Source organism: Dickeya fangzhongdai (assembly GCF_002812485.1).
In the GTDB taxonomy this organism is placed as follows: Bacteria; Pseudomonadota; Gammaproteobacteria; order Enterobacterales; family Enterobacteriaceae; genus Dickeya; species Dickeya fangzhongdai.
Window position 1 is genome coordinate 4,666,734 of record NZ_CP025003.1, and the last position, 24,716, is coordinate 4,691,449.

The following is a 24,716-nucleotide window of genomic DNA, read 5'->3' on the forward strand; positions in this document are numbered from 1 at the left end:
CGTCACTCGGCCAGCAGGCCGGTGCCATCCGCGTACCGGATAACCTCATCGACTTTCTGCGGCGCGCTGCCGACATAGTTCGCCGGATCCAGCCAGGCATCCAGCGCATCCGCCGTCAGGTGCTGCGACAGAACCGGATGCTCCAGCAGCAGCGCTTTGAACTCGCGGTTCTGCTCAAATGCCGCCATTGAGCACTCGTACACCAGGTGATGGGCCGTCTGCTTGCCGAGCAGCTTGCCGATTTCAAACATCACCTTTTCCGACAGCAACAGGCCGTTTTGCAAATCAAGATTGGCGCGCATCTGCTTTTCGTTCACCGACATACCGCGCAGGATGCCAAGCGCGTTCTGCAACTGCGCCGACAGATAGATGTTGATTTCCGGCAACGCGATCCACTCCGCACGCCAGCTCATGGCGTCACGCTCGTGTTCGACTTTCATCGATTCATGGATCAGAGCGGCGCTCTTGAACAGCGGCGCCGTCAGGCTGGCCAGCCCTTCCAGCGCGGCCGGATTGCGCTTGTGCGGCATGGTGGTGGAACCGATCTTCCCTTCGGAGAACGGTTCTTCGATTTCGTTGATTTCGGTACGCATCAGGTTGTACAGCTCGTTGCCGATCTTACCGAGCGTACCGCTGATCAGCACCGCCACCGACGCGTATTCCGAGAAACGGTCACGGGCGGACTGCCAGCCGATATTCGGGGTATTCAGACCCAGACGGGTCAGGGTGTGGCGTTCGATTTCCGGCCCCAGCTCGCCAAAAGAGGCGTAGGTACCGATGGCGCCGTTGATGTTGCCTACCAACACCCGATCGCGGATTTCATTCAGGCGTTGCAGGTGGCGCACAAACTCGTCCAGCCATACCGCCAGCTTGAAACCAAAGGTGGTCGGCAACGCCTGCATGCCGTGGGTACGACCGGTCATCAGCGTATGCTGGTGTTTCTTCGCCAGTCGTTTCAGTTCGATAGCCACCAGACGGGTGTCGCGCACCACAATGTCGAATGCCTGACGCAGCTGCAATACCGTAGCGGTATCCACCACATCCTGCGTGGTTACGCCGTAATGGATGTATTCGCCGGCTTCGCCGCACTGTTTCTGGATGGCGGCGATGGTCGGCATCAGGGAATGCTTCATGCGCACCGCATCCTGGGCGATCTCTTCAATATTCAGTGCGCTGGCGTTGGCGTGGGAAGCAATGGTGCTGGCCGCGTCCTGCGGGATGACACCCAGATCGCCTTCTGCCAGCGCCAACGCGATTTCCACGTCAACCTGGCGGGTCAGGCGATTCTGCTCTGACCATACGGCGCGCATTTCTGGTGTGCCAAAGTTATTTCCAATAAGAAGAAAATCAATCAGATGTGATGCCATAACTCACTCGTTTACATTGTAATAATGGGGGAAAGAGAGGCGGGTCAAGACGACGCTGTTGTTTGTTGGCGACTATATCACTGGCGATATTCCCGCCTATATACCCGATCGATCTAAGATATTCTTTATTGTTTTATGATTTCGCTCACAATTACTTCATCCGAAACGATGCAATCCTTCTAATTTCTGTCGGGTTACTATTTAGGCTGTCTTGTACCCAATGCAGATGTACAAACTGCGTCACTCGCATACGGCACGGTATAGGGCCGTGGTTCCGGCGGATGGCTACGGTAAAAAAGACCGCCTCAGCGGTCTGTTCTTTGTTTATACGCGGCAACCATCGCCGTATTCGCATAATTACGCAAAATAGAACCATGCCGTCGTAATCAATCCGTCTTTGACTTCAAACACCGCAATACTTTCGATCGGTTCGGGTTCAATGCCGTAAATCTTTTCATGATCAAAAACATGGTTGCCCAACACCGTGCGGGATAGCAGTTCGGCACGCAACGCCGGGTTATTGAACCGATGGTCGCGATAGAAGGTTTCCAGCGCGGCTTTGCCCAGCATGGACGGTGTTTCGGATGGCATGCGGTAAGCCCGGAAATCCTCATGGAAACAGGCGGCAAAGGCGTCCAGATCGTGGGCGTTGTAGGCGGCAAACTGTTTTTCAACCGGATCGATGACCGACATATTAAATCTCCATTTAAATGCAAATAAAACGAATAAAAATTCAATTAAGGAGATACACCAGTCGGGTGTAGAAAGCAAATCAGGCGGGAAAAGCCATAAAAAAACGGCAGTCCATTTGGACTGCCGCTTCTTAAGAATAGGATGGTCGGCGAGAGAGGATTCGAACCTCCGACCCACTGGTCCCAAACCAGTTGCGCTACCAAGCTGCGCTACTCGCCGATCCCGATTTAGAACACGTACACAACTATCATTGTTTGTGTGGTGCGAAGAGAGGGACTTGAACCCTCACGTCCGAAGGACACTAACACCTGAAGCTAGCGCGTCTACCAATTCCGCCACCTTCGCATATCACAAACTTTAAAATTTGGGGTGGCTAATGGGACTCGAACCCACGACAACTGGAATCACAATCCAGGGCTCTACCAACTGAGCTATAGCCACCATATACCACTGCTTTACTACGTATTCCGGTACTCAATTTACGGGGTAATAAGTACCTCCGCAGCTCCCGCGCCCAATTTAATGGCGCGCCCGACAGGATTCGAACCTGAGACCTCTGCCTCCGGAGGGCAGCGCTCTATCCAGCTGAGCTACGGGCGCGTAGCGCCGTTGCGGGTGGGGATAGTACGGATTTAATATAGGCCTGTCCAGTGCTTTTTCACAGAAATGATGCGTTTGCTTATGCTTTGCTCATTTGCGGTCAAAACCCGGTTCAATCCGCCGTCACCACCCGCAGCTAGCCGCGATTACTCGGTTTCCGTTTGCATTTCCGGCTGTTTTTTACCTAGCCCCAGCGCAACGTAAAACAGGCTGACCGCAGCCAGGAAAATACCGCCGACCACCAGCGACATGCGCGTGTCTTCGTTGATGTACATCCCGACCAGCACGCAGACCAGAAACGCCATCGTCAGGTAGTTCACCCACGGGAACAGGATCGACTTAAACGGATGGCTGGCGAGCGCCGCCTGATGCTGCTGACGGAAACGCAGCTGGCTTATCAGCACCACAAACCAGGGAATCATACCCGGCAGCACGCTGGCGCTGTACACGTACACGAACACTTTCTCCGGATTGGGGATAATGTAATTCAGCGCCGAGCCGGCCACCAGACACAGGATGGACACCGTCACCCCAACAGCCGGCACGCCGCCCGCCGTCACCCGTCCCAGCGCCGCTGGCAACTGGCGGTTGTTGGCCAGCGAATAGAGCATACGCCCGCAGCTGTACATGCCGCTGTTGCAACCCGACAGCGCCGCCGTCAGCACCACGAAGTTGATGATGCCCGCCGCGGCGGTAATGCCGATTTTGGCGAAAGTCAGCACGAACGGGCTACCGGACGTACCGATCTCATTCCACGGGAAAATGGTCACAATGACGAAAATGGCGCCGACATAGAAAATCAGGATACGCCACAGGATATTGTTGATTGCCCGTTTCAGCGTCACCTGCGGATTACGGGCTTCACCGGCGGTAATGCCGACCAGCTCCACCCCCTGATAGGAGGCCACGACCAGACAGAGCGCAAACAGCAGTCCTTTCCAGCCGCCGGCCAGGAAACCGCCGTGCTCGGTCAGGTTAACAAAACCGGTGGACTGACCGTGGTTGCCGATGCCGAAGAAAATGATGCCGACGCCCACCACAATCATCACCACAATGGTGGTGATCTTGATCATCGAGAACCAGAACTCGATTTCACCATACAGCCGTACCGCCGCCAGATTGGCCGCCGCCACCAGCGCAACCGCGCCGATCGCCGGAATCCACTGCGGCAAGGTCGGGAACCAGTACTGCACATACACGCCGATGGCGGTAATTTCCGAAATGCCGACCGCCATCCACATGAACCAGTAACCCCACGCCGTGAGATAGCCGAAGAACGGACTCAGGTAATTGTGGGCGTAAACCGCGAACGAACCGGTCACCGGCTCCAAAAACAGCATTTCCCCCATCGACCGCATGATGAAGAACACAAAAATGCCAGCCACGATATAAGCCAGCAGCACGGACGGCCCAGCCCACTTCAGGGCGCTGGCCGCCCCCATGAACAAGCCCACGCCGATGGTGCCGCCCAGCGCGATAAGCTCGATATGTCGCGCTTCCAGCCCACGGTGGAGCTTGTCCTGTTTTTCTGTATTTGCCATATAACCTCTGTCTTCAATAGATCCTTTTTACGCCGGTATCAAAGCGTTATTGTTTTATACCCGCCATGCTTCACATAGGTATACCGGCTCTCTCCCGGCAAAGCATTACCGCTCCCCGACCGGAAAAACGGCCGAGAAGATACCGCAATGCAAACCGGATTCCTACCCTTCCTGTACCTGGACATGATGAAATAAACAGCGCAGACAGACCTTGATCACAACGATAAAGCCGTAAAAAAAGTGGTCTGACGAGCAGCAAGCGCGGGCCGGGCCGCCGCCATGCGGGGTGATGCCGCATTGAAACGCGCCTAGAGTCTGCCGCCGAAATGCCAGGCCAGGTAGCGCAACAGTTTGAACTGGCGGCGAAAACGGCTGGGCTGCGTCAGCAAGCGGTACAACCACTCCACCCCGTAGCGCCGCCACGCCGGCGGAGCGCGTTTGACCTGTCCGGTAAACACATCGTACGTGCCGCCCACGCCCATGTAGAACGCGGCGGGATACAGCCGACGGCAATCGCGCATCAATAATTCCTGCCGCGGCGACCCCAACGCCGCCGTCACCAGTTGCGCGCCGCTGTCGCGCACGCGCTCTAATACCGCCTGACGCTGTTCCGGCGTAAAGTAACCGTCCTGCGTGCCCACAATATTGACCTGCCACTGTTCACGCAGCTTGCGTTCGGTCTCCGCCAGCACCGACGGCTTGCCGCCAAGCAGAAACACCGGCGTTCCCAACTGCCCGGCGCGCTGCATCAGCGCCTCCCACAGATCGGCGCCGGCGATACGCTCCACCTGGGCGCCCGGATATTTGCGGCGAATGGAACACACCACGCTGATGCCATCGGCATAGTTGCAGTTACCCTCCTGCAACATCAGTTCACGCAGCGTTGCATCGCGATCGGCGGCCATCACCTTTTCGGCATTGATGGCAATCAACGTTCCCGGATGCGGCGAGCCGCCTGCAAACAGCGCCGACACACACTGCTCCATATCCCGAAAACCCTGCACCGGGATGCCGCGAATACGGTACTGCGGAATAGGGTACTGCGGCCGTGCATCATTCATTCCGTTTCTCCTTGTGATGGCGCGCGAACGGCAACCGCGCCGGCGCGCAACAGCAGCCAGTACAACAATTTGGCCGCCAGCAGGCAGGCAGCGAAAACCAGACAGAAAAACACCACCCGCGAGACAAACGCATCCAGCCCTTCACGCACCAGCACGATCAGGTTAAAAACCGTGCCAAAGCAGAACGCCTGCAACACGGCGGACAGATAGCGGTTTTCCGCCTGCCGCCCGTAGCGGTAAAGGCCGTCAAACCCCTTGATGAGCAACCCGACCGCAATCGCGCCAGCCGGAATCAACAGCGGCCCGCCCATAATCAATAGCGAACCGAGCAAGGTCGGCGATATCGCCAGCCCGGCATGATAATTCAATACTTCCCAGGTGAAATAGTTGGCGCTGTTCAGTACCAGCGCTGGTCGCTCCGGCCACAGCCAGGCGGGAATAAAGACATAAAAATCCCGCACGATGGGCGCCAGTCCCTGTAGCGTGATCTGGTCGAGATGTTGCCATAGCATGGCCAGATTTTCCCACGGCGAAAAGGTATCCCGCGTCAGGTACAAAAAGGTGTAGAACGCCTCTTCGCCCTTGACGTCCAGACCGTAGCGCTTGAGCGCCAGCCAGAACATCGCCACGATACCGCCACCGCCTGCCGCCGCCAGCATCCACCAGGCGATCCAACCGCGTTGTAGGCCAATAAACAGAAACAGAGCGAAAGCGATGATGATATTGGCGCGGGTGCCGCCCACCAGCAGGTAGGCCAGCCCGCCAAACGCGACGGTCGTCAGCAAGAAAATCAGCCAGGCGCGCCGGGTCTGGTGCAGGAAATACCACATCAGCATGGCGGGAATAAAGAAATAGAAGAAGCGCTTCAGGGCGACGCCGGCGACGTCGCGAGAGAAAATCTGGCTATAGGAACTGAGTTTGAACAGCAGCAGGCCGTTGTTGGCGAAGAATACCGCAGCGGTCACCAGCGCCACCAGCGCCAGCAACCCACAGGTGAGAAGCGCTTCCAGCCGCGTCATGGTCAACGGCAACGAGCGCGGTGCAGCCGGTGCAGACCGCAGCCGGGTTTTATAACTGACATAATAAATGACGTAAAACGCCGTGGCGGACAGCAGCGCCAGCAGCAGATTCAGCGGCGAGGCCGTCTCCACCCCGAAGCGAAATGTCAGTAAGGCGGTCAACGGAAAGCCGAAATAGAACGTCAGCAGATACAGCAAGGAAAACAGCACATTGAAGTTGAAACGCCACCGGCGGAACTCACGCCCGCTCAGCCACAGCACCACGCCGCCGCCGCCCAGCCAGACCAGCCACAAACCGAAAAACGCCCACTCAGTCATCGCCGTCTCCCGCCGCCAGTGACAACGCCTGCCGCCACCCTTGTTCATAACCGGGGCTGAAGAACGCTACCTGCCGGGTATCTATTCGCGCCAGTTGCTCGCATGCGTCGCGCACCATCGCCTCGTTCAGCGCCTCCTCGCTAAGCAACACCGGCAGGCGCTGTTCCGCCAAATCCTGTCGGAACGGGTTATGGCGACTGATAACGAACGGCACGCCCAGTTGAATCAACAAACACAGCGTGCCAATCCCCTGCTGGCGGTGAAACAGGAAGTAGCCGAGATCGCAGGCGCGTAACAACGCCAGATAATCGTCGAACGCCAGTGACTCGCGCAAGACCCGGCAGCGCTCAGCTCCGAACAACGCCAGCCCGTGCCGCGCCACCTGCTCAATGTAATCATGGTTGCCAGCCGGATAGCCCATCGGCACGATCACCCGCACCTGCGCGCCAAACTGACGATGAATGGCGTCAAGCGCCGCCAGATGGCGGTTGCTGCGATCGCCGGAGTTGCCGACCAGAATGGTCAGCGACGCGTCCGGCGCTTTTTCATGCGGGCTCGCCGCGTACGGGCTCATACGGGTGGGGAAATAAAGCAGCGACGTCGCCGCGGCCGGGTAACGCCGCCGGAAATAGTCGATATCGCCGCGGGTGGCGAATACCTGGGCAACCCGCCGCTGCGCCAGTCGCCGCAGCCGGTAAAACCAGCGCCAGCGCCAGCCGCGGGCTTCTTCATACAAATCGGCCCCCCAGATGTGCCAGTAAGCCTGAGCCGTGCGGATACCGCCGCACAGCAACGCCAGCCACAGCCAGGGGTTAAACTGGCCGTGAAAAAAGAAACGAGCCGACCGATCCTCACGCGCCAGCGCCACCACGGCGCGCGCCAGCGCTTTCTGGTCAGCAAAACGCGCTATCTGCAACGCCGGATAGGTTTGCTCAAAGAGATCGGCCGCCGCAACAACCATGAACCGCCGTACCTGATGCGGCGGCAGCGCCGGCGCCAGCGTATCGTTAAAGAAACGCAGCACCGTCTGGTTATGGTGGGGAATATCCGCCCCCAGGACATGAATCAGTGTGGTCATGCTCGCCTGCAGTACAGAATGAAAACGCCGCAACACAACAGAAAATAGACCGCATAGGTTGCCAGATACGCCTGCGACGCGCCCAGCGCGCCATGCAATGGAATCAGCCAACGGGCAAACCCGGTCAGCAGCAGGAACTGGCCGAGTTCAGCCAGCAAATAGAACCGCAGCGAGGCTCTGGCGACCACCAGATAACCAAAAACGTAAGCGCCCACTTTCAATACATCACCTGCCAGCTGCCATGCAAACAGGTCACGCATGGCCGAAAACGCGCTGGAAAACAGTAAGTGAATCGCCACATCGCGCAACAGCCAGATAGCCACGCCCGCCGCGGCAGCCACCGGCAACACAAACCGCAACGCGCTGAGAATCTCATGCCGGATCGCACGTTTATCCTGCAAACGCGCCAGCGCAGGCAGTAAATAAACCGTGAATGACGCGGTAATGAACTGCAGCCAGGCATCGGAAATGGTGGTAACCCCCTGCCACACGCCCACCTCCTGCCAGGTGTAATGGGTCGCCAGTTGGTTTCGCATCATCACGTAGCCCACCGGCAGCGTTACGGCGGTGATCAACGTCATCAGACTGAAGCGGGTTAACTGACCGGCCAGCGGCCATGACCAGTCAGGTGTGAGCGCTCGCAAACCTAATGGCGTTCGCCGGAACAACAGCACCAGCGCGGGCACGCACGCCAGCGCCGGCATCAGCGCCAATCCCACCAGCGCGCCGGTATACGCCCCAAACCAAACGCTGACGCCATACGCCACGGCCCCCAGCAGACTGCCTGCCATGACGGCCAGCGCGTTGCCCCGCGCATCCTGATAACCTTTCAGGATCGCCAGCAGCAGGCTGGCGCCCGCGAGGCCCAGTTGCAGCCAGGCCAGCGCACGAATTGCAGGCTGGTAGGCGTCATCGCCAAACAGCAGGCGCGACAGCGGCGCAGCCAGCAGCCACAACGCCAGCGTCAGCAACAGCGAGCAACCCATCGACAGCGATACCGCCGTCCCCAGCAACGGACTGGGACGGTCGGCATCCGGCGGCGCGGCGGCCACCGCCCGGGTAACGCCGTTGGCGATGCCCGCGCCGGCCATCACGCCCAGCACGGTGATCAACTGGCGGTAGTTACCGGCCAGCCCGACGCCTTCCGGGCCGAACGTCACCGCCAGCAGTTTGATGACCGCCAGCCCCGCGCCGATTTTGACCAGCGTGGACGCAGCCGTCCATAACGATGCACGCGCCAACGACATCAGGAAAAGAAACTCAGCGCCGAATTGATTACGGTACGCTGGTTAAGGTCAGACAGGTTGTAGAACAGCGGCAGGCGTACCAACCGCTCGCTTTCCCGCGTGGTGTGACGGTCTTCGCCGACAAAACGGCCACATTGCCGGCCGGCCGGGCTGGAATGCAAAGGAATATAGTGGAACACCGTCAGGATCTCCGCTTCTTTCATATGGCTGATAAACGCTGAACGCTCCGCCTCATCCCGCAGGCGCAGGAAAAACAGGTGGCCGTTATGGCGGCAGTCCGCCGGAATCACCGGCAACGTCACCCGGCCTGCCGCCGCCAGCGGCGCGAACGCGCGCGCATAGTGTTGCCATAATTTCAGGCGCCGGTCATGAATGCGCTGCGCCGCTTCCAGTTGTCCCCACAGGTAAGCCGCCTGAATATCCGCCATCAGATAACTGGAGCCGATGTCGCGCCAGGTGTACTTATCCGCCTGACCGCGAAAGAACTGGCTGCGGTTGGTGCCTTTCTCGCGGATAATCTCGGCCCTCTCCGCCAGTTCAGGGGCGTTGATCAGCGTAGCGCCGCCTTCGCCGCCCGCGGTGTAATTCTTGGTTTCGTGGAAACTGAAACAACCGATATGGCCGATTGCGCCCAGCGGCCGGTCCTGATAGCGCGACATCATCCCCTGCGCCGCATCTTCCACCACAAACAGCCCGTATTGCTGCGCCAGCGCCATGACGGCGTTCATATCGCAGCCCACCCCGGCGTAATGCACCACCACAATGGCGCGAGTCTTCTTGGTAATCGCGGCTTCGATAAGGTTTTCGTCAAGATTGAGGGTATCCGGTCGGATGTCGACAAACACGATGGTGGCGCCGCGCAGTACGAAGGCGTTGGCGGTGGAGACAAAGGTGTAACTCGGCATGATGACTTCGTCGCCGGGCTGGATGTTCAGCAACAGCGCCGCCATTTCCAGCGACGCGGTGCAGGAAGGCGTCAGCAATACCTTGCAACTGCCCGAATAATGTTCCAGCCACTGCTGACAGCGACGGGTAAACGCGCCGTCGCCGCTGAGCTTGCCGCTGCGCATCGCGGCCTGCATATACTCCAGTTCTGATCCCACCACCGGCGGCGAGTTAAAAGGAATCATGTCGTCACCTGCAGAAACATTATCGGTAGAACCATCATCGATAGAACCATTATCGATAAAACCAGTAGGCGGTGCTCTCCACCCGTGCGCCGCTGCGCAGGTAGAGCCGTAATGCCGCCAGATTGCTGGTCTGGGTCGCCACCGTCAGCCGGCGAATGCCGCGCTGCTGACACCAGACCCGCGCCACCTGCATCAGCCGCTGACCAATCCCTTGCCCGGTCATGCCCGGCCAGGCGGACAACACGCCGATACGCGCGGTGCTGGGCGAAGTCTGGCGTAACGTCACGAACCCCTGCAACGGCGCGCCCTGACCGCCCATCACCAGACAGGCGTCGTCAAAGGTGCCATACACCGCTTTTTCCACCCACCGCGCATAGAAACGGCCGCAATCGTCCGGGCCATACCACGGCGCCCGAAACCGGCTCAGTACAAAACTTTTTGTCGCCGCCGCGCGCAGCGCCGCAATATCCCCCGTCTCCGCCTCACGCACGCCAACGGCGAACATGGCCCGGGCGGCAGGTACGACCGGCATACTGAAATCCACCTCGCCTTCCGCCAGCCGAAACCCCAGCGCCGACAACGCATCCGCCGTCGCCAGATCGCTGGCCGCCAGCTTGGCCTGGCATAACTCATAGCGATCCAGATCGGCAATGGTTAACGGCGGTGCGGTATCCTGGAAACTCAACCGTCCGCTAATACGCTGAAAAAAATCGCTTTCCCAGACCAGAGGTTCAATCTCAGCACAAACAGGCATAGGTCACTCCGGTTAACGCAGAATCCACAGCCGTCGCCACGCCGCCTTCACCGCCAGACGCCTTTGGTGTCCACCACCCAGCGTTGCGTCACCTGTTCAGGGGCAATCGCCCTGAACTGCTGGTGGTCTACCAGCAACACCAGGACATCCGCGTCGCTCAACGCCCGCGTAATCTCCACCTGCTCGGCCTTTCCCTGCAAACCGGGCGGTAACTGACGAATATGAGGCTCGACCACCCAGGTCGTCCCGGCATGCCATTCAGCCACCTGCCCGGCGATCGCCAGCGCCGGACTCTCGCGAAGGTCTTCCACATCGGGCTTGAACGCCAGCCCCAGACAGGCGATGCGCAAATCGCAGGCCCGTTTATTGCCCTGCGCCAGCGCATCCGCCACCATAATTTTCACCTGCTCCACCACCCAGCGGGGCTTGGCGTCATTCACCTCGCGGGCGGTACGAATCAGACGCGCCTGCTGCGGGTGCTGCGATACGATAAACCAGGGGTCGACCGCGATGCAGTGACCGCCCACGCCCGGCCCCGGTTGCAAAATATTGACGCGTGGATGGCGATTAGCCAGACGAATCAGCGCCCACACATCGATTTGCTGCTCGGCGCAAATCAGCGACAATTCATTGGCGAACGCGATATTCACGTCCCTAAAGCTGTTTTCCGTCAATTTGCACATTTCAGCGGTTCGCGAGTCCGTCATCGTACACTCGCCGTCCAGCAGGAAGAGGCGATACAGCTCGCTTGCCCGCGCCGCGCAACGCGGCGTCATCCCGCCGATCACCCGATCCTGGCTGAGCAGTTCTTCCATGATGCGGCCGGGCAATACCCGCTCCGGACAATAGGCAATGCGGATATCCGACGCCTCGCCGGCCTGCTGGGGGAAGCTCAGATCCGGCCGCGCCTGCGCCAGCCAGTCCGCCATCTGCTCCGTGGCGCCGACCGGCGACGTCGACTCCAGAATGACCAGATCCCCCGGTTTCAGCACCGGCGCCAGCGACAGGGCGGCGGCTTCCACCAACGAGACGTCAGGCTGATGGTCCGCCTTTAACGGGGTCGGCACCGCGATAAGGAAGGCCTCCGCCGACACCGGATGGCTGCCGGCCTGCAAATACCCTTGCGCCACCGCCGCCTGCACCGCCTGCGCCAATCCCGGCTCCGCAATATGAGTATGGCCCCGGTTGATGCTCTCCACCACGTGCGGGTTCACATCCACACCAAAAACAGACTGTTGCCGCGAGGCCAAAAGCGTAGCGGTCGGCAGGCCGATATACCCCAGACCCAGCACACAGATGCGATTAAAACTCATGCGGTCACCCGGTGTTGTTTCAAAACGGAGAGAATTCGCTGGCTGGCTAACCCATCGCCATAAGGGTTATGCGCATAGCTCATGGCCTGATAAACGGAAGCATCCGCCAGCAGTTGCGAGACTTCGCGGATAATCGTTGCGGTATCGGTTCCCACCAGCCGCACGGTACCGGCGGCCAGCGCTTCCGGCCTTTCGGTCGTCTCCCGCATCACCAGCACCGGTTTTCCAAGCGAAGGCGCTTCTTCCTGAATCCCCCCCGAGTCCGTCAGGATCAGCCAGGCGCGGTTCATCAGATAGACGAAGGGCAGATAGTCCTGCGGCGTTATCAGAAACACGTTATCAATGCCGCTGAGAATACGCTGAACCGGCTCCAGTACGTTGGGATTGCGGTGTACCGGATAAACAATCTGAATATCCGGATGATGGCGGGCAAGCGCCGCCAACGCGTTACAAATTCGCTCCATCCCGTCGCCAAAGCTTTCCCGCCGATGACTGGTGACCAGAATCATTTTTCGCTCCTGATCCAGAAAGGCGTATTTTTCCTGCAACTGCCCATGCAATACCGCATCGCGGGCGATCAGATCACGAACCCAGAATAATGCGTCAATCACCGAATTGCCCGTCACCCAGATACGGGACGGCGGGACCTGCTCCCGCCGCAGATTCTGCCGCGCATTGATCGTCGGCGCAAAATGGTAGGTCGCCAGACGGCCGGTCAGCAGGCGATTCGCTTCCTCCGGCCAGGGCGCCGTCAGATTACCGGTACGCAGACCGGCTTCGACATGCGCTACCGGAATACGATGATAGAACGCCGCCAGACTGGTCATCAGGGTCGTGGTGGTATCGCCGTGCACCAGCATCAGGTCCGGCCGAAACTGGGTCAGCACCGGCCCCAATCCAGAGAGGATACGGGCGGAAATCTCCACCAGCCCCTGATCCGGCTGCATAACATTGAGATCGTAGTCCGGCACAATCTCAAACAGACGTAGCACCTGATCAAGCATGTCACGGTGCTGCGCCGTCACACAGACTTTGGATTCAAAGAAAGCATCCTGAGCCATCGCCCGTATCACCGGCGCCATTTTTATCGCTTCAGGGCGAGTGCCAAAAACCGTCAAGACTTTCACTAATGACTCTCTTTCACTGATGACTCTCTTTATTCCGGTTTACCGCCACGGTAAAAAACTTATTCATATCAATACAATATTCACCGTCATCGACCACTTAGCGGGAACGCCGCGCCAGCGCCGCCCCGGCGCCGGCCAACAGACCGATGCTGCCCCACATCAGCAGCAGAAAACCGCGGCGCGGGCTGTCGCGCTGAACCGGCTCTTCCGGCGTATGCAAATAGCGGTAAGTCTGAAACCGGTCCGCCAGCGCAGGCCCGTTCTCAAGCATCGACAGCGCCGCGCGCCGCGGCTCATAATCGACGTCGAACGTCGGCCCGCTGGCCTTCAGCATGTCCAAACGCGCCTGCAACTGCGCGCTGCCCTGTAAAAACCATTCCGAATCAGGCAGCGACAGCGACGCCTCGCTTTTCGGCTGTACGATCCCTTGCTGGCGCGCAATAACGAGCGCCTGCGTCAAACGCTGTACTGTCCGGTCATAGGCGGCTCGCGCCACCGTATCCTCGCGTTGCAGCCAGGCCCGTTCAAACCGGATGCGCGCCGCCCAGCTTCCGGCCAGACTCTGATTCAGATGATTAACGGCCCGCTGGTTGGCGAACTGCACGTATTGCCGCAGCAGATTGCTGGCGTCTCGCGCATTATCCGCGCCCAATTTGAGGGTATCGTTGGTTTTTTTGGCGTCATCGCGCGGCATAAACTGAATATCGTTGATCAACGCGTCCAGCAGCACGGCATCCGCCTTTTCATCGCCTTTCTGACGCTCGCGGTAATAAGGGGACTGCAACCAGAATTCACGCCGGGTATCGTAGGCGGCGGCCTGCATCGTGAATTCGCCATAGGCATCGGCCATGATGGCGTTGCCGTCCGGTACCGTCGTCGTCGGCGCATCCAGCGAGCGCAACCACTGTTGCTGGTCGAAGAACGTCGACAGCATAGCGGCCGTTGGTTTATCGGTCACCGCGGTGGTGCGCCATACCGGCTGCACCAGCCAGGAATAAATCAGCGCCAGCAGAGCAAACAGCGCCGCCGAACCGACAATCCAGATCTTGCCTTGCCACAGCGCCAGGCAGAGCTGGCGAATATCCAGTTCATTATCCGGCGACGACGACTGAGGGGAGGTTTCCCGTTTCATTGCGCTCCCTGATTCGGTTTATTCACAATTCGATTTACCCACAACTTGGTTTACCCACAATAACGATGGCTGCGCCAATAACGCCGAATGCGCCGGACAACACGCGCCACCCGCCACGCTCGTTTGATGCAATAGCCGTAACCGCTGAACACCAGCAAGAACAGCGCCAGCATTACGTACTCGGGCACCGCCAGAAATTCGCCGGCTATCCCTATCGCCGCCAGCAGCGCGGCGACCAGTGTAATCAGCAGACAAGCCTGGCGGGAAGTCAACCCTGCCCGCATGAGCAGATGATGGATATGCTGGCGATCCGGCGAGAACAGGCCAGTGCCTTTATGCAGCCGACGATAGACGATCGCCACCATATCCATCAGCGGAATAGCGATAACCCACAGCGCCGCCACCGGCCTGATGGCGCTATCCATGCCCTGGGAGCTTTGCAACAGTAACCAAATCGCCGTAAAGCCGATCATAGTGCTGCCCGCATCCCCCATGAAGACTTTATAACGCCGCCCCATAAGCTCAAGATTCAACAGGATGTACGGCAAGACGGCGGCGATCATGGCGAAACTCCACAATGCCAGCGCCAGACTACCGTGGTGATACAGCAGGATGCCTAATCCGGCGAACAGCACGCAGGACAGCCCGCCCAGCAAACCATCAATGCCGTCCACCATGTTAAAAGCATTGATGGCCGTCCACACCACAAACAGCGTCATGAGATAACGCATCGGTCCCAGCCCGATATCCCAGAGCGGCCCGAAGATAAACCCCAGACGCTGTAGCATGAGGCCGGCCAGCGCCATCATCAGGATAGCCACGACCGCCTGTACCGACGCCCGCACGCCAATGCTGATATCAAAGCGATCATCCAGCGCGCCAATCAGCACCAGCATACCCGAACACATCAGGTAGATCGGGAAATGGGGAATCGATTCGGAAATGAGAACAGGCAACAGGCAGATGCCAATGTAAACAGAAATACCGCCAACCAGCGGCACCGCGCCATGATGATGTTTGCGATAGTTTGGCCGGTCAACCAGACCGGTTTTTCTCGCCACGTTGCGCGCCAGCAACAGAGAGAAGAACGAGCACAAAAATACGGCGACTAATTGAGCACTCATCATGATTTATTCACGCTTAACAGTGCCTGAGAATACTACCGGGAATCACACCAGCCGGTGTTAATTTACCAAATTTTTCAGAAAGTTCCTGCGCGTTCGGGTAACAAAACATGATGTTGTCCGGCTCCCGGCGCCGCCGAAGGTCAAAAGCGCAGGGTACAACGCACCAAACAGAAACAAAAAACGCCACGATGTCGTGGCGTTTTCTTTAGAGACTCAACCGGTTACGACCGTTTCATCATATCGAAGAATTCGTCGTTGGTTTTGGTCATCGCCAGCTTGTTGATCAGGAACTCCATCGCATCGATCTCGCCCATCGGGTGGATGATCTTACGCAGGATCCACATTTTCTGCAGTTCCTCGGAGGTGGTCAACAGCTCTTCCTTACGGGTACCGGAGCGGTTGTAGTCGATGGCCGGGAACACGCGCTTCTCGGCAATCTTACGAGACAGGTGCAGTTCCATGTTGCCGGTGCCCTTGAACTCTTCGTAAATCACTTCGTCCATCTTCGAACCGGTATCGATCAAGGCCGTGGCGATGATCGTCAGGCTACCGCCTTCCTCAACGTTACGGGCCGCGCCGAAGAAGCGTTTCGGACGGTGCAGGGCGTTGGCGTCGACACCACCGGTCAGCACCTTGCCGGAAGCCGGCACCACAGTGTTGTAAGCACGCGCCAGACGGGTGATGGAATCCAGCAGGATAATCACGTCTTTCTTGTGCTCGACCAGGCGCTTGGCTTTCTCGATCACCATTTCGGCGACCTGAACGTGACGGGAGGCCGGTTCGTCGAAAGTCGACGCCACCACTTCCCCTTTCACCAGACGCTGCATTTCCGTCACTTCTTCCGGACGTTCGTCAATCAGCAGCACCATCAGCACGCAGTCAGGGTGGTTGTAAGCGATGCTCTGGGCGATGTTCTGCAGCAGCATGGTCTTACCGGCTTTCGGCGGCGCCACGATCAAACCACGCTGACCACGACCGATCGGCGAGGCCAGATCCAGTACGCGAGCCGTCAGGTCTTCGGTGGAACCGTTGCCGCGCTCCATACGCAGACGCGAATTAGCGTGCAGCGGCGTCAGGTTTTCAAACAGGATTTTGCTGCGGGCGTTTTCCGGCTTGTCGTAGTTGACTTCGTTGACCTTCAGCAGCGCGAAATAGCGTTCACCTTCTTTCGGAGGACGAATCTTACCGGAAATGGTGTCGCCAGTGCGGAGGTTGAAGCGTCGGATTTGGCTGGGAGAAACGTAGATGTCATCAGGGCCGGCAAGGTAGGAGCTGTCTGCGGAGCGGAGGAAACCAAAACCATCCTGCAATATTTCCAGCACGCCATCGCCAAAGATGTCTTCACCACTTTTCGCGTGCTGCTTGAGGATAGCGAAAATAATATCCTGTTTACGCATGCGAGCCAGATTCTCTAGCCCCATATTTTCGCCAAGAGTAATTAACTCAGACACTGGCGTATTTTTTAATTCGGTAAGATTCATAATGGTGGGTTCTTAAACTCGGGGTAAATCTCGAACTATTAACGTGAATGGTATGGCAGGAACATCCATGCCGCTTAACAGCCTTCAATCACCAGACATCCGTGTTGCTCAGGCTGAATCGCGCTGACTCTACGCATACACACGGCAAGAGATCGAAGACACCTTAAAACTAATTAATGTAAAACTATCAGATTGCCGGCCCGGAGACATACTAACGCGCTGTAACGTAATGATTTCCGACCCTGACACGGGATAAAGCTTTAGATTCTAACTTCAGGCTCAAGCCTAAGGGCTCAAACTATAAGGTAAGTACGATATGCAGTATTGACGAATCTAGCACGCTTCCCGGTGGGCGTCCAGCGGTCAGAATGAGAAAATCTCATCACCCGCCGTCGCCCGGGAACTAGAGTGTGTGACAGATTACAGATTGGCGTTCAGGAACTCTTTCAACTGGCCTTTTGACAGCGCGCCCACTTTGGTGGCGGCGACTTCGCCATTCTTGAACAGCAGCAGAGTCGGGATACCGCGGATGCCGTATTTCGGCGCAGTCGCCGGGTTTTCATCAATGTTGAGCTTGGCGACCGTCAGCTTACCGTCGAACTCGTCGGCGATCTCATCCAGAATCGGAGCAATCATTTTACAGGGACCACACCAGTCAGCCCAGAAATCAACCAGTGTCACATGTTCAGACTGCAATACGTCCGTCTCGAAGCTGTCGTCTGTCAGATGAATAATTTTATCGCTCATGTTTTACTCCGCAGGATTATCTCTACCCAGTTGGTGTAGCATTAACCAACTATTAGGTTGACTTTATTTCACTGGATACGCTTTCGTAAAGCAATAGTTAACTGATATTCTACCACGCTATGAGCAAAACACACTTAACCGAACAGAAGTTTTCCGACTTCGCACTGCATCCGCAGGTTATTGAAGCTCTTGAAAATAAAGGCTTTCATAACTGTACGCCCATTCAGGCGCTGGCGTTGCCGCTGACGCTGTCAGGGCGTGACGTGGCGGGCCAGGCGCAAACAGGAACAGGCAAGACGCTGGCGTTTCTGGCGTCTACATTTCATTATTTGCTGACCCACCCCGCTCCTGCCGAACGTCAGACCAATCAACCTCGCGCCCTGATCATGGCGCCGACCCGTGAGCTGGCGGTGCAGATCCATACCGATGCCGAAGCGCTGGCGAAGGCGACCGGTCTGCGGCTGGGGCTGGCGTACGGTGGCGACGGCTACGATAAACAGCTGAAAGTGCTGGAAGACGGCGTCGATATTCTGATCGGCACCACCGGTCGTTTAATCGATTACACCAAGCAGAACCACGTTAATATGGGCGCCATTCAGGTGGTGGTGCTGGACGAAGCCGATCGCATGTACGATCTCGGCTTTATCAAAGACATCCGCTGGCTGTTCCGTCGTATGCCGCCGGCCAATCAGCGCCTGAACATGCTGTTCTCCGCCACCTTATCTTACCGCGTGCGTGAACTGGCGTTCGAACAGATGAACAACGCCGAATACGTCGAAGTGGAACCGGAGCAGAAAACCGGTCATCGCATCAAGGAAGAACTGTTCTACCCTTCCAATGAAGAGAAGATGCGTCTGCTGCAAACGCTTATCGAGGAAGAGTGGCCGGATCGCTGCATCATCTTCGCCAACACCAAGCACCGCTGTGAAGATATCTGGGGCCATCTGGCCGCAGACGGTCATCGCGTCGGCCTGCTGACCGGCGATGTGGCGCAGAAAAAACGGCTGCGCATTCTGGAAGATTTCACCCAGGGCACCCTGGACATTCTGGTGGCGACCGATGTGGCGGCGCGGGGTCTGCATATTCCGTCCGTAACCCACGTATTCAACTACGACCTGCCCGACGATTGCGAAGATTACGTACACCGTATCGGCCGTACCGGTCGCGCCGGCGCCAGCGGTTGCTCCATCAGCCTGGCTTGTGAAGAGTACGCACTGAATTTGCCGGCCATTGAAGACTATATCGGTCACCGTATCCCGGTGAGCAAATACCGCAGTGAGGCCCTGTTGACCGAACTGCCGGAGCCGAAGCGACTGAGTCGCCCGCGTTCCGCCGGCGGCCCGCGTCGCCCTGGCGCGCCTCGCCGTAGCGGCGCGCCCCGTAACAACCGTAAACGACCGGGTTAAGTTGCTGATGCCGAGCTCTTCTTCTCTTTATGCCGCGATCGATTTAGGGTCTAACAGCTTTCACATGCTGGTCGTGCGTGAAGTAGCCGGCAGCGTACAGACGCTGGCGCGCATCAAGCGTAAAGTCCGGCTGGCGGCCGGGCTGGATGCCAGCAACCGCCTTTCGCCGGAAGCGATGCAGCGCGGCTGGCAATGTCTGGCGCTGTTCTCCGAACGATTGCAGGACATTCCGCCGCAGCAGGTACGCGTCGTCGCAACGGCCACGCTAAGGCTGGCGACCAACGCTGACGAATTCCTTGAACGGGCCCGACACATTCTGGGCTTGCCGATCCAGGTCATCAGCGGCGAAGAAGAAGCACGGCTCATCTATCAGGGCGTCGCCCATACCACCGGCGGGCCGGAGCAACGGCTGGTGGTGGATATCGGCGGCGGCAGCACCGAGCTGGCGACCGGCACCGGCGCCCACCATACCCAATTGTTCAGCCTGCCGATGGGTTGCGTCACCTGGCTGGAACGCTATTTTACCGACCGCGATCTGACTCAGGCGCATTTTGATCGGGCCGAACAGGCCGCCCGCGAAATGCTGCGCCCGGTGAAGGATATCTTGCGCCAGCAAGGCTGGCAGATTTGCGTCGGCGCATCCGGCACGGTGCAGGCGCTGCAGGAAATCATGGTGGCGCAGGGGATGGATGAATACATCACTCTCGGTAAACTGCGCCAACTGCAACAACGCGCGATTCAGTGCAGCAAGCTGGAAGAGCTGGAAATCGAAGGGCTGACGCTGGAGCGGGCGCTGGTGTTTCCCAGCGGCCTGTCGATTCTGCTGGCTGTCTTTCAGGAACTGGAGATCGACTCCATGACGCTGGCGGGCGGCGCGCTGCGGGAAGGGCTGGTCTACGGCATGCTGCATCTGCCGATTGAGCAGGACATTCGTCACCGCACGCTGCACAACCTGCAACGCCGCTATCTGCTGGATAGCGAGCAGGCCCAGCGGGTCAGGCTGCTGGCGGACAACTTTCTGCAACAGGTGGCGCGCGACTGGCAGTTGGATGGCCGATGTCGGGAGTTACTGGGCAGCGCCTGTCTGATCCATGAAATCGGCCTGAGCGTCGATTTTCGTCAGGCGCCGCTGCATGCGGCCTATCTGGTCCGCAACAGCGATCTTCCCGGCTTCACGCCCGCCCAGAAAAAGTTACTGGCGACACTCCTGCAAAACCAAAGCAACACTATCGACCCCATCCCGCTGACCCAACAAAACGCCCTGCCGGTCAATCTGGCGCAACGGCTTTGCCGCCTGCTGCGTCTGGCGATTATCTTCGCCAGCCGCCGCCGCGACGACACGCTGCCGGCAGTCAGGCTGCGGGTGGAAGGGGAAAGTCTGCGCGTCATTCTGCCCGCCGGCTGGCTCGACCAACATCCTCTGAGAACCGAAACCCTGTCGCAGGAAAGCCTGTGGCAGAGCTATGTTCACTGGCCGCTCATCATCGAAGAACACGCCATCTGACGGCAAAAAGGGGTAACAATTGGTTACCCCTTTCCTTCTTGTCTCCTGATTAATCTGTGATCGCTTCCGGGGAAAAAAGAAATACGACATGTATTTTTATAAAACGCCGTTTCGAAAAGAAACCGTATCTCGTCCGGATAAAACACATTTATCAATTTAAAAGAGAACTAAGGAACAAGGATGGAAGCCATCACATTTTCACGTCGCTCTGTTCTGGCATCAATGGTAGCGGCATGTCTAATGAGTACATCTGCGCTGGCGGCAACGGCGCAGGCGCCGCAAAAACTCCAGATCCCCACGCTGTCTTATGACGACCATAGCGTAGCGCTGGTCTGGGACGCGCCGGAAGACACGTCCGCCATCACCGATTACCAGATTTATCAGAACGGTCAACTTGTCGGGCTCGCCAGCCAGAATAATGACAAGAACTCACCGGCCAAACCATACATCAGCGCGTTTTACAAAAATGACACCAGCAATTTTCACCACCGAATTGTCGTGCAAAACGCCAAAATCGACGGTCTGAAAGCCAAGACCGACTACCAGTTTACTGTTCGGGCGGTCTATGCCGATGGCACGACGTCAGCCGACAGCAACGCTGTTACCGTCACCACGACGGCTGCACCGCAGGTGATCAACATCACCCAGTATGGCGCCAAAGGCGACGGCTCCACGCTCAATACCAACGCCATCCAGAAAGCCATTGACGCCTGCCAGGTCGGCTGCCGCATTGACGTCCCGGCGGGGGTATTCAAGACTGGCGCACTGTGGCTGAAAAGCGACATGACGCTGAATCTGTTACAGGGTGCGACATTGCTCGGCTCCGACAATGCGGCGGATTACCCTGACGCCTACAAGATTTACAGCTATTCGTCTCAGATGCGCCCGGCCTCGTTGATCAACGCCATTGATAAAACCAGCTCCGCCATCGGGACGTTTAAAAACATCCGTATCGTCGGCAAAGGCATCATCGACGGTAACGGCTGGAAACGTAGCGCTGACGCCAAAGATGAACTGGGTAACAGCCTGCCGCAGTACGTGAAGAGTGATAATAGCAAAGTCAGTAAAGACGGCATTCTGGCGAAAAACCAGGTGGCGGCCGCCGTCGCCAATGGCATGGACACCAAAACCGCCTACAGCCAGCGCCGCTCCAGCCTAATCACCCTGCGCGGCGTGCAGAATGTCTATGTCGCCGACGTTACCATCCGCAATCCGGCCAACCACGGCATCATGTTCCTGGAAAACCAGAATGTGGTTGAAAACGGCGTGATTCATCAAACCTTTGACGCCAACAACGGCGACGGCGTCGAATTCGGCAACAGCCAGAACATCATGGTGTTCAACAGCGTGTTCGATACCGGGGACGACAGCATCAATTTTGCCGCCGGCATGGGGCAATCGGCCCAAAATCAGGAACCGGTCCAGAATGCCTGGCTGTTCAATAACTACTTCCGCCACGGTCACGGCGCGGTGGTATTAGGCAGCCATACCGGCGCGGGTATCGTCGACGTGCTGGCGGAAAACAACGTGATAAGCCAGAACGACGTCGGCCTGCGCGCCAAAAGCGCCCCTGCCATCGGCGGCGGCGCGCATGGCATCGTATTCCGCAACAGCGCGATAAAAAATCTGGCTAAACAGGCAGTGATCGTGACCTTAAGCTACACGGACAGCAACGGCACCATCGACTATACACCGGCTAAAGTGCCTGCCCGTTTCTATGACTTCACCGTCAAAAACGTCACCGTGCAGGACAGCACCGGCAAGAGCCCGGCTATCGAAATCACCGGTGACAGCAGCAAAGGCATCTGGCACAGCCAGTTTGCGTTCAGCAATATAAAACTCAGCGGCGTGATGCCCACCGCGATAAGCGATCTGAGCGACAGCCAGTTCAACAACCTGACGTTCAGTAATCTGCGCAGCGGCTCTTCACCGTGGAAATTCGGCACGGTGAAGAATGTCACCGTGGATGGCAAAATCGTTACGCCCTAACCGGTAGCGATCCTTACGCCGGGCCGCCAGGCCCGGCGTATTTTCCTTCTTCACTCTTTGTCTCTGGCTTTCGCCAACTGGGCGCGTAGGTTAGCCAGATGGGTCTGCCCTTTCTGCATCCGCTCCTGCGGGCTGGCGACCTTACGTTCGGTTTCCCACATCACATCGTCCTGCGGCAACTCCAGCAGAAAACGGCTCGGCTCCGGGCGAATCAACTCACCGTACTGCCGCCGCTCGCGGCACAGGGTGAAAGTCAGTTCTTTCTGCGCGCGGGTAATGCCCACGTAAGCCAGACGCCGTTCCTCGTCGACATTGTCCTCGTCGATGCTGGTCTGATGCGGCAGCAGCCCTTCTTCCATCCCCACCAGATACACATACGGAAACTCCAGCCCCTTGGAGGCGTGCAGCGTCATCAATTGCACCTGATCCAGCTCTTCCTCGGCTTCGTTGCGTTCCATCATGTCGCGCAGGGTAAACCGGGTCACCACCTGAGTCAGCGTCATCGGTTCGTCAAGGTCGCTGCCTTCCAGCATTTCCGTCATCCAGGTAAACAGCGTATTGACGTTTTTCATGCGCATTTCCGCCGCTTTCGGGCTCGGCGAGGTTTCGTATAACCAGCTTTCGTAATCCAGACCGTGGATCAGATCGCGCACCGCCTTCACCGGCTCCTGTTCCGCCAGCCGGGCTATCTCGCCTATCCACTGAGTGAAACGCTGCAATGACTCCAGCCCGCGCCCGCTCAGGGTCTGGCTCAACCCCATGTCGAAGCTGGCGTTAAACAGGCTGCGATTACGCTGATTGGCCCATTCGCCCAACTTCTGTAGCGTCGCCGGGCCGATTTCGCGCTTCGGCGTATTCACGATGCGCAGAAACGCGCTGTCGTCTTCCGGGTTGGTCAGCACGCGTAAATAAGCCAGCAAATCCTTGATTTCCGGCCGGGAGAAAAACGACGTACCGCCGGAAATGCGATAAGGAATGCGGTTTTGCATCAGCACTTTTTCGAACAATCGTGACTGATGGTTGCCGCGATAGAGAATAGCGTAGTCGCCGTACTGGGTTTTCCGGATGAAGTGATGGGCAATCAGTTCCCCCACCACCCGCTCGGCTTCATGGTCTTCGTTATTGGCGGTGATGATTTTCAGCTCTTCGCCATAACCCAGTTCGGAGTAAAGCCGCTTTTCGAATACGTGCGGGTTGTTGGCGATCAGAATATTGGCGGCCTTGAGAATACGGCCGGACGAACGGTAATTCTGCTCCAGCTTGATGACCTGCAACTGTGGGAAATCCTGCTGCAACAGCGACAGGTTCTGCGGGCGGGCGCCGCGCCAGGAGTAAATAGACTGATCGTCATCGCCCACCACGGTAAAACGCGCCCGACTGCCCACCAGCAGCTTCACCAGTTCGTACTGACTGGTGTTGGTGTCCTGATATTCGTCCACCAGCAGATAGCGCAGGCGGTTCTGCCAGCGTTCACGCACCTCTTCATTACGTTTGAGCAGCAACGTCGGCAACAGGATCAGGTCATCAAAGTCCAGCACGTTGCAGGCGCGCAGATGCTCGTCATACAGGCGGTAGCAATGCGCGAACAACCGGTCCCGTTCCGAGCGCGCCAGTGCCGCCGCCTGTGCCGGGTCAATCAGGTCGTTTTTCCAGTTGGACAGGGCGGACACCAGCTGTTGCAGCAAATCTTTGTCATTCTGCAACCATAGCTCGGTCAGTTCTTTCAGCAGCGCCATCTGATCCTGATCGTCAAACAGCGAAAAGTTGGACTTCATGCCCAGCGCAGCGTATTCGCGCTTGATGATCTCCAACCCCAGCGTATGAAAGGTGGCGATCAGCAGACCACGGGTTTCCTGACGCCCCAACGTCTGCGCCACACGCTCCTTCATCTCCCGCGCGGCCTTGTTGGTAAAGGTCACCGCGGCGATATGGCGCGCCTGATAACCGCAGCCGCGGATCAGGTGCGCGATTTTCTGGGTAATCACCCGGGTCTTGCCGGATCCCGCCCCGGCCAGTACCAGACAGGGACCGGTCACAAATTCAACGGCGTGTTGTTGGCTGGGATTCATGCGCATGGTGTTT

At 57.9% G+C, this 24,716-nt stretch carries 19 protein-coding genes and 4 tRNA genes; 3 read left to right on the forward strand and 20 right to left on the reverse strand.

All coding sequences use genetic code 11. The annotated features are described in order from the left end of the window. Positions 1–2 precede the first annotated feature (2 nt). The 19 genes from purB to trxA all read right to left on the reverse strand — a co-directional run bounded on the left by purB (position 3) and on the right by trxA (position 17,735). Positions 3–1,367: an adenylosuccinate lyase gene (gene purB, locus CVE23_RS20940; RefSeq protein WP_038920501.1), complete on the reverse strand. Its 1,365-nt coding sequence runs from the start codon at positions 1,365–1,367 to the stop codon at positions 3–5. 357 nt (positions 1,368–1,724) lie between these two features. Further along, positions 1,725–2,060 (reverse strand): nuclear transport factor 2 family protein, encoded by a 336-nt coding sequence (locus CVE23_RS20945; protein WP_100850274.1) that lies wholly within the window; start codon positions 2,058–2,060, stop codon positions 1,725–1,727. Between the two features lie 142 nt (positions 2,061–2,202). After that, a tRNA-Pro gene (locus tag CVE23_RS20950) sits at positions 2,203–2,279 on the reverse strand. A gap of 40 nt (positions 2,280–2,319) precedes the next feature. Further along, positions 2,320–2,405, reverse strand: a tRNA-Leu gene (locus CVE23_RS20955). 20 nt (positions 2,406–2,425) lie between these two features. Continuing rightward, positions 2,426–2,501 (reverse strand) — tRNA-His (locus CVE23_RS20960). A gap of 82 nt (positions 2,502–2,583) precedes the next feature. Next, positions 2,584–2,660 (reverse strand) — tRNA-Arg (locus CVE23_RS20965). A gap of 146 nt (positions 2,661–2,806) precedes the next feature. Beyond that, positions 2,807–4,201 carry a bifunctional threonine/serine APC transporter ThrP gene (gene thrP, locus CVE23_RS20970; protein ID WP_038920503.1) on the reverse strand — a complete coding sequence of 465 codons (1,395 nt, stop codon included), beginning with the start codon at positions 4,199–4,201 and terminating at the stop codon, positions 2,807–2,809. Between the two features lie 308 nt (positions 4,202–4,509). Then, positions 4,510–5,262, reverse strand: coding sequence for a lipopolysaccharide N-acetylmannosaminouronosyltransferase (wecG, locus tag CVE23_RS20975; protein ID WP_100850275.1), 753 nt, complete (start codon positions 5,260–5,262; stop codon positions 4,510–4,512). Further along, positions 5,259–6,599, reverse strand: a complete 1,341-nt coding sequence (wzyE, locus tag CVE23_RS20980) for an ECA oligosaccharide polymerase (RefSeq protein WP_100850276.1) — start codon at positions 6,597–6,599, stop codon at positions 5,259–5,261. Before wzyE ends, wecG begins: the two co-directional genes overlap by 4 nt. Then, positions 6,592–7,677 (reverse strand): TDP-N-acetylfucosamine:lipid II N-acetylfucosaminyltransferase, encoded by a 1,086-nt coding sequence (locus CVE23_RS20985; RefSeq protein ID WP_100850277.1) that lies wholly within the window; start codon positions 7,675–7,677, stop codon positions 6,592–6,594. The genes wzyE and CVE23_RS20985 overlap by 8 nt, the downstream gene beginning before the upstream one ends. Next, positions 7,674–8,924 carry a lipid III flippase WzxE gene (gene wzxE, locus CVE23_RS20990; RefSeq protein WP_100850278.1) on the reverse strand — a complete coding sequence of 417 codons (1,251 nt, stop codon included), beginning with the start codon at positions 8,922–8,924 and terminating at the stop codon, positions 7,674–7,676. The genes CVE23_RS20985 and wzxE overlap by 4 nt, the downstream gene beginning before the upstream one ends. Beyond that, complete coding sequence (rffA, locus tag CVE23_RS20995; protein WP_100850279.1) at positions 8,924–10,054, reverse strand: dTDP-4-amino-4,6-dideoxygalactose transaminase; 1,131 nt, start codon at positions 10,052–10,054, stop codon at positions 8,924–8,926. Before rffA ends, wzxE begins: the two co-directional genes overlap by 1 nt. A gap of 49 nt (positions 10,055–10,103) precedes the next feature. Next, the gene (rffC, locus tag CVE23_RS21000; protein ID WP_038664656.1) at positions 10,104–10,808 is read right to left on the reverse strand and encodes a dTDP-4-amino-4,6-dideoxy-D-galactose acyltransferase; all 705 of its coding nucleotides are present in this window, start codon (positions 10,806–10,808) and stop codon (positions 10,104–10,106) included. Positions 10,809–10,855: 47 nt separating this feature from the next. After that, positions 10,856–12,121, reverse strand: coding sequence for a UDP-N-acetyl-D-mannosamine dehydrogenase (gene wecC / locus CVE23_RS21005; RefSeq protein WP_038920511.1), 1,266 nt, complete (start codon positions 12,119–12,121; stop codon positions 10,856–10,858). Further along, on the reverse strand, positions 12,118–13,248 hold the full coding sequence (gene wecB / locus CVE23_RS21010) for a non-hydrolyzing UDP-N-acetylglucosamine 2-epimerase (RefSeq protein ID WP_100850280.1): 1,131 nt from the start codon (positions 13,246–13,248) through the stop codon (positions 12,118–12,120). Before wecB ends, wecC begins: the two co-directional genes overlap by 4 nt. 97 nt (positions 13,249–13,345) lie before the next feature. Then, positions 13,346–14,380 (reverse strand): ECA polysaccharide chain length modulation protein, encoded by a 1,035-nt coding sequence (wzzE, locus tag CVE23_RS21015; RefSeq protein ID WP_100850281.1) that lies wholly within the window; start codon positions 14,378–14,380, stop codon positions 13,346–13,348. 50 nt (positions 14,381–14,430) lie between these two features. Further along, a complete protein-coding gene (gene wecA / locus CVE23_RS21020) occupies positions 14,431–15,504 on the reverse strand; it encodes a UDP-N-acetylglucosamine--undecaprenyl-phosphate N-acetylglucosaminephosphotransferase (protein ID WP_167389582.1) in 1,074 nt (357 codons plus the stop codon). Positions 15,505–15,728: 224 nt separating this feature from the next. Continuing rightward, positions 15,729–16,988 carry a transcription termination factor Rho gene (gene rho, locus CVE23_RS21025; RefSeq protein WP_012886501.1) on the reverse strand — a complete coding sequence of 420 codons (1,260 nt, stop codon included), beginning with the start codon at positions 16,986–16,988 and terminating at the stop codon, positions 15,729–15,731. 420 nt (positions 16,989–17,408) lie between these two features. Beyond that, positions 17,409–17,735, reverse strand: a complete 327-nt coding sequence (gene trxA, locus CVE23_RS21030; RefSeq protein WP_013319859.1) for a thioredoxin TrxA — start codon at positions 17,733–17,735, stop codon at positions 17,409–17,411. Between the two features lie 119 nt (positions 17,736–17,854). Here trxA and rhlB point away from each other — a divergent pair, with 119 nt between their 5' ends. The 3 genes from rhlB (at position 17,855) to CVE23_RS21045 (ending at position 22,634) form a co-directional block, all read left to right on the forward strand. Next, positions 17,855–19,141 (forward strand): ATP-dependent RNA helicase RhlB, encoded by a 1,287-nt coding sequence (rhlB, locus tag CVE23_RS21035; protein ID WP_038664636.1) that lies wholly within the window; start codon positions 17,855–17,857, stop codon positions 19,139–19,141. Positions 19,142–19,148: 7 nt separating this feature from the next. Continuing rightward, on the forward strand, positions 19,149–20,645 hold the full coding sequence (ppx, locus tag CVE23_RS21040; protein WP_038921151.1) for an exopolyphosphatase: 1,497 nt from the start codon (positions 19,149–19,151) through the stop codon (positions 20,643–20,645). A 180-nt stretch (positions 20,646–20,825) separates the two neighbouring features. After that, on the forward strand, positions 20,826–22,634 hold the full coding sequence (locus tag CVE23_RS21045; protein WP_038920515.1) for a glycosyl hydrolase family 28 protein: 1,809 nt from the start codon (positions 20,826–20,828) through the stop codon (positions 22,632–22,634). A 50-nt stretch (positions 22,635–22,684) separates the two neighbouring features. Here the strand turns inward: CVE23_RS21045 and rep are convergent, their stop codons facing one another. Then, positions 22,685–24,709, reverse strand: a complete 2,025-nt coding sequence (gene rep, locus CVE23_RS21050; protein WP_100850283.1) for a DNA helicase Rep — start codon at positions 24,707–24,709, stop codon at positions 22,685–22,687. Positions 24,710–24,716: the final 7 nt, after the last annotated feature.

Bases quoted from the DNA above. Each gene is read 5' to 3' on its own strand.
- ppx (WP_038921151.1), top strand. From the start codon at position 19,149: ATGCCGAGCTCTTCTTCTCTTTATGCCGCGATCGATTTAGGGTCTAAC.
- rffA (WP_100850279.1), bottom strand. From the start codon at position 10,054: ATGATTCCTTTTAACTCGCCGCCGGTGGTGGGATCAGAACTGGAGTAT.
- CVE23_RS20985 (WP_100850277.1), bottom strand. From the start codon at position 7,677: ATGACCACACTGATTCATGTCCTGGGGGCGGATATTCCCCACCATAAC.
- CVE23_RS21045 (WP_038920515.1), top strand. From the start codon at position 20,826: ATGGAAGCCATCACATTTTCACGTCGCTCTGTTCTGGCATCAATGGTA.
- wzyE (WP_100850276.1), bottom strand. From the start codon at position 6,599: ATGACTGAGTGGGCGTTTTTCGGTTTGTGGCTGGTCTGGCTGGGCGGC.
- rep (WP_100850283.1), bottom strand. From the start codon at position 24,709: ATGCGCATGAATCCCAGCCAACAACACGCCGTTGAATTTGTGACCGGT.
- wecC (WP_038920511.1), bottom strand. From the start codon at position 12,121: ATGAGTTTTAATCGCATCTGTGTGCTGGGTCTGGGGTATATCGGCCTG.
- wzzE (WP_100850281.1), bottom strand. From the start codon at position 14,380: ATGAAACGGGAAACCTCCCCTCAGTCGTCGTCGCCGGATAATGAACTG.
- wecG (WP_100850275.1), bottom strand. From the start codon at position 5,262: ATGAATGATGCACGGCCGCAGTACCCTATTCCGCAGTACCGTATTCGC.
- rho (WP_012886501.1), bottom strand. From the start codon at position 16,988: ATGAATCTTACCGAATTAAAAAATACGCCAGTGTCTGAGTTAATTACT.
- wecA (WP_167389582.1), bottom strand. From the start codon at position 15,504: ATGAGTGCTCAATTAGTCGCCGTATTTTTGTGCTCGTTCTTCTCTCTG.
- rffC (WP_038664656.1), bottom strand. From the start codon at position 10,808: ATGCCTGTTTGTGCTGAGATTGAACCTCTGGTCTGGGAAAGCGATTTT.
- thrP (WP_038920503.1), bottom strand. From the start codon at position 4,201: ATGGCAAATACAGAAAAACAGGACAAGCTCCACCGTGGGCTGGAAGCG.
- trxA (WP_013319859.1), bottom strand. From the start codon at position 17,735: ATGAGCGATAAAATTATTCATCTGACAGACGACAGCTTCGAGACGGAC.
- wzxE (WP_100850278.1), bottom strand. From the start codon at position 8,924: ATGTCGTTGGCGCGTGCATCGTTATGGACGGCTGCGTCCACGCTGGTC.
- CVE23_RS20945 (WP_100850274.1), bottom strand. From the start codon at position 2,060: ATGTCGGTCATCGATCCGGTTGAAAAACAGTTTGCCGCCTACAACGCC.
- purB (WP_038920501.1), bottom strand. From the start codon at position 1,367: ATGGCATCACATCTGATTGATTTTCTTCTTATTGGAAATAACTTTGGC.
- rhlB (WP_038664636.1), top strand. From the start codon at position 17,855: ATGAGCAAAACACACTTAACCGAACAGAAGTTTTCCGACTTCGCACTG.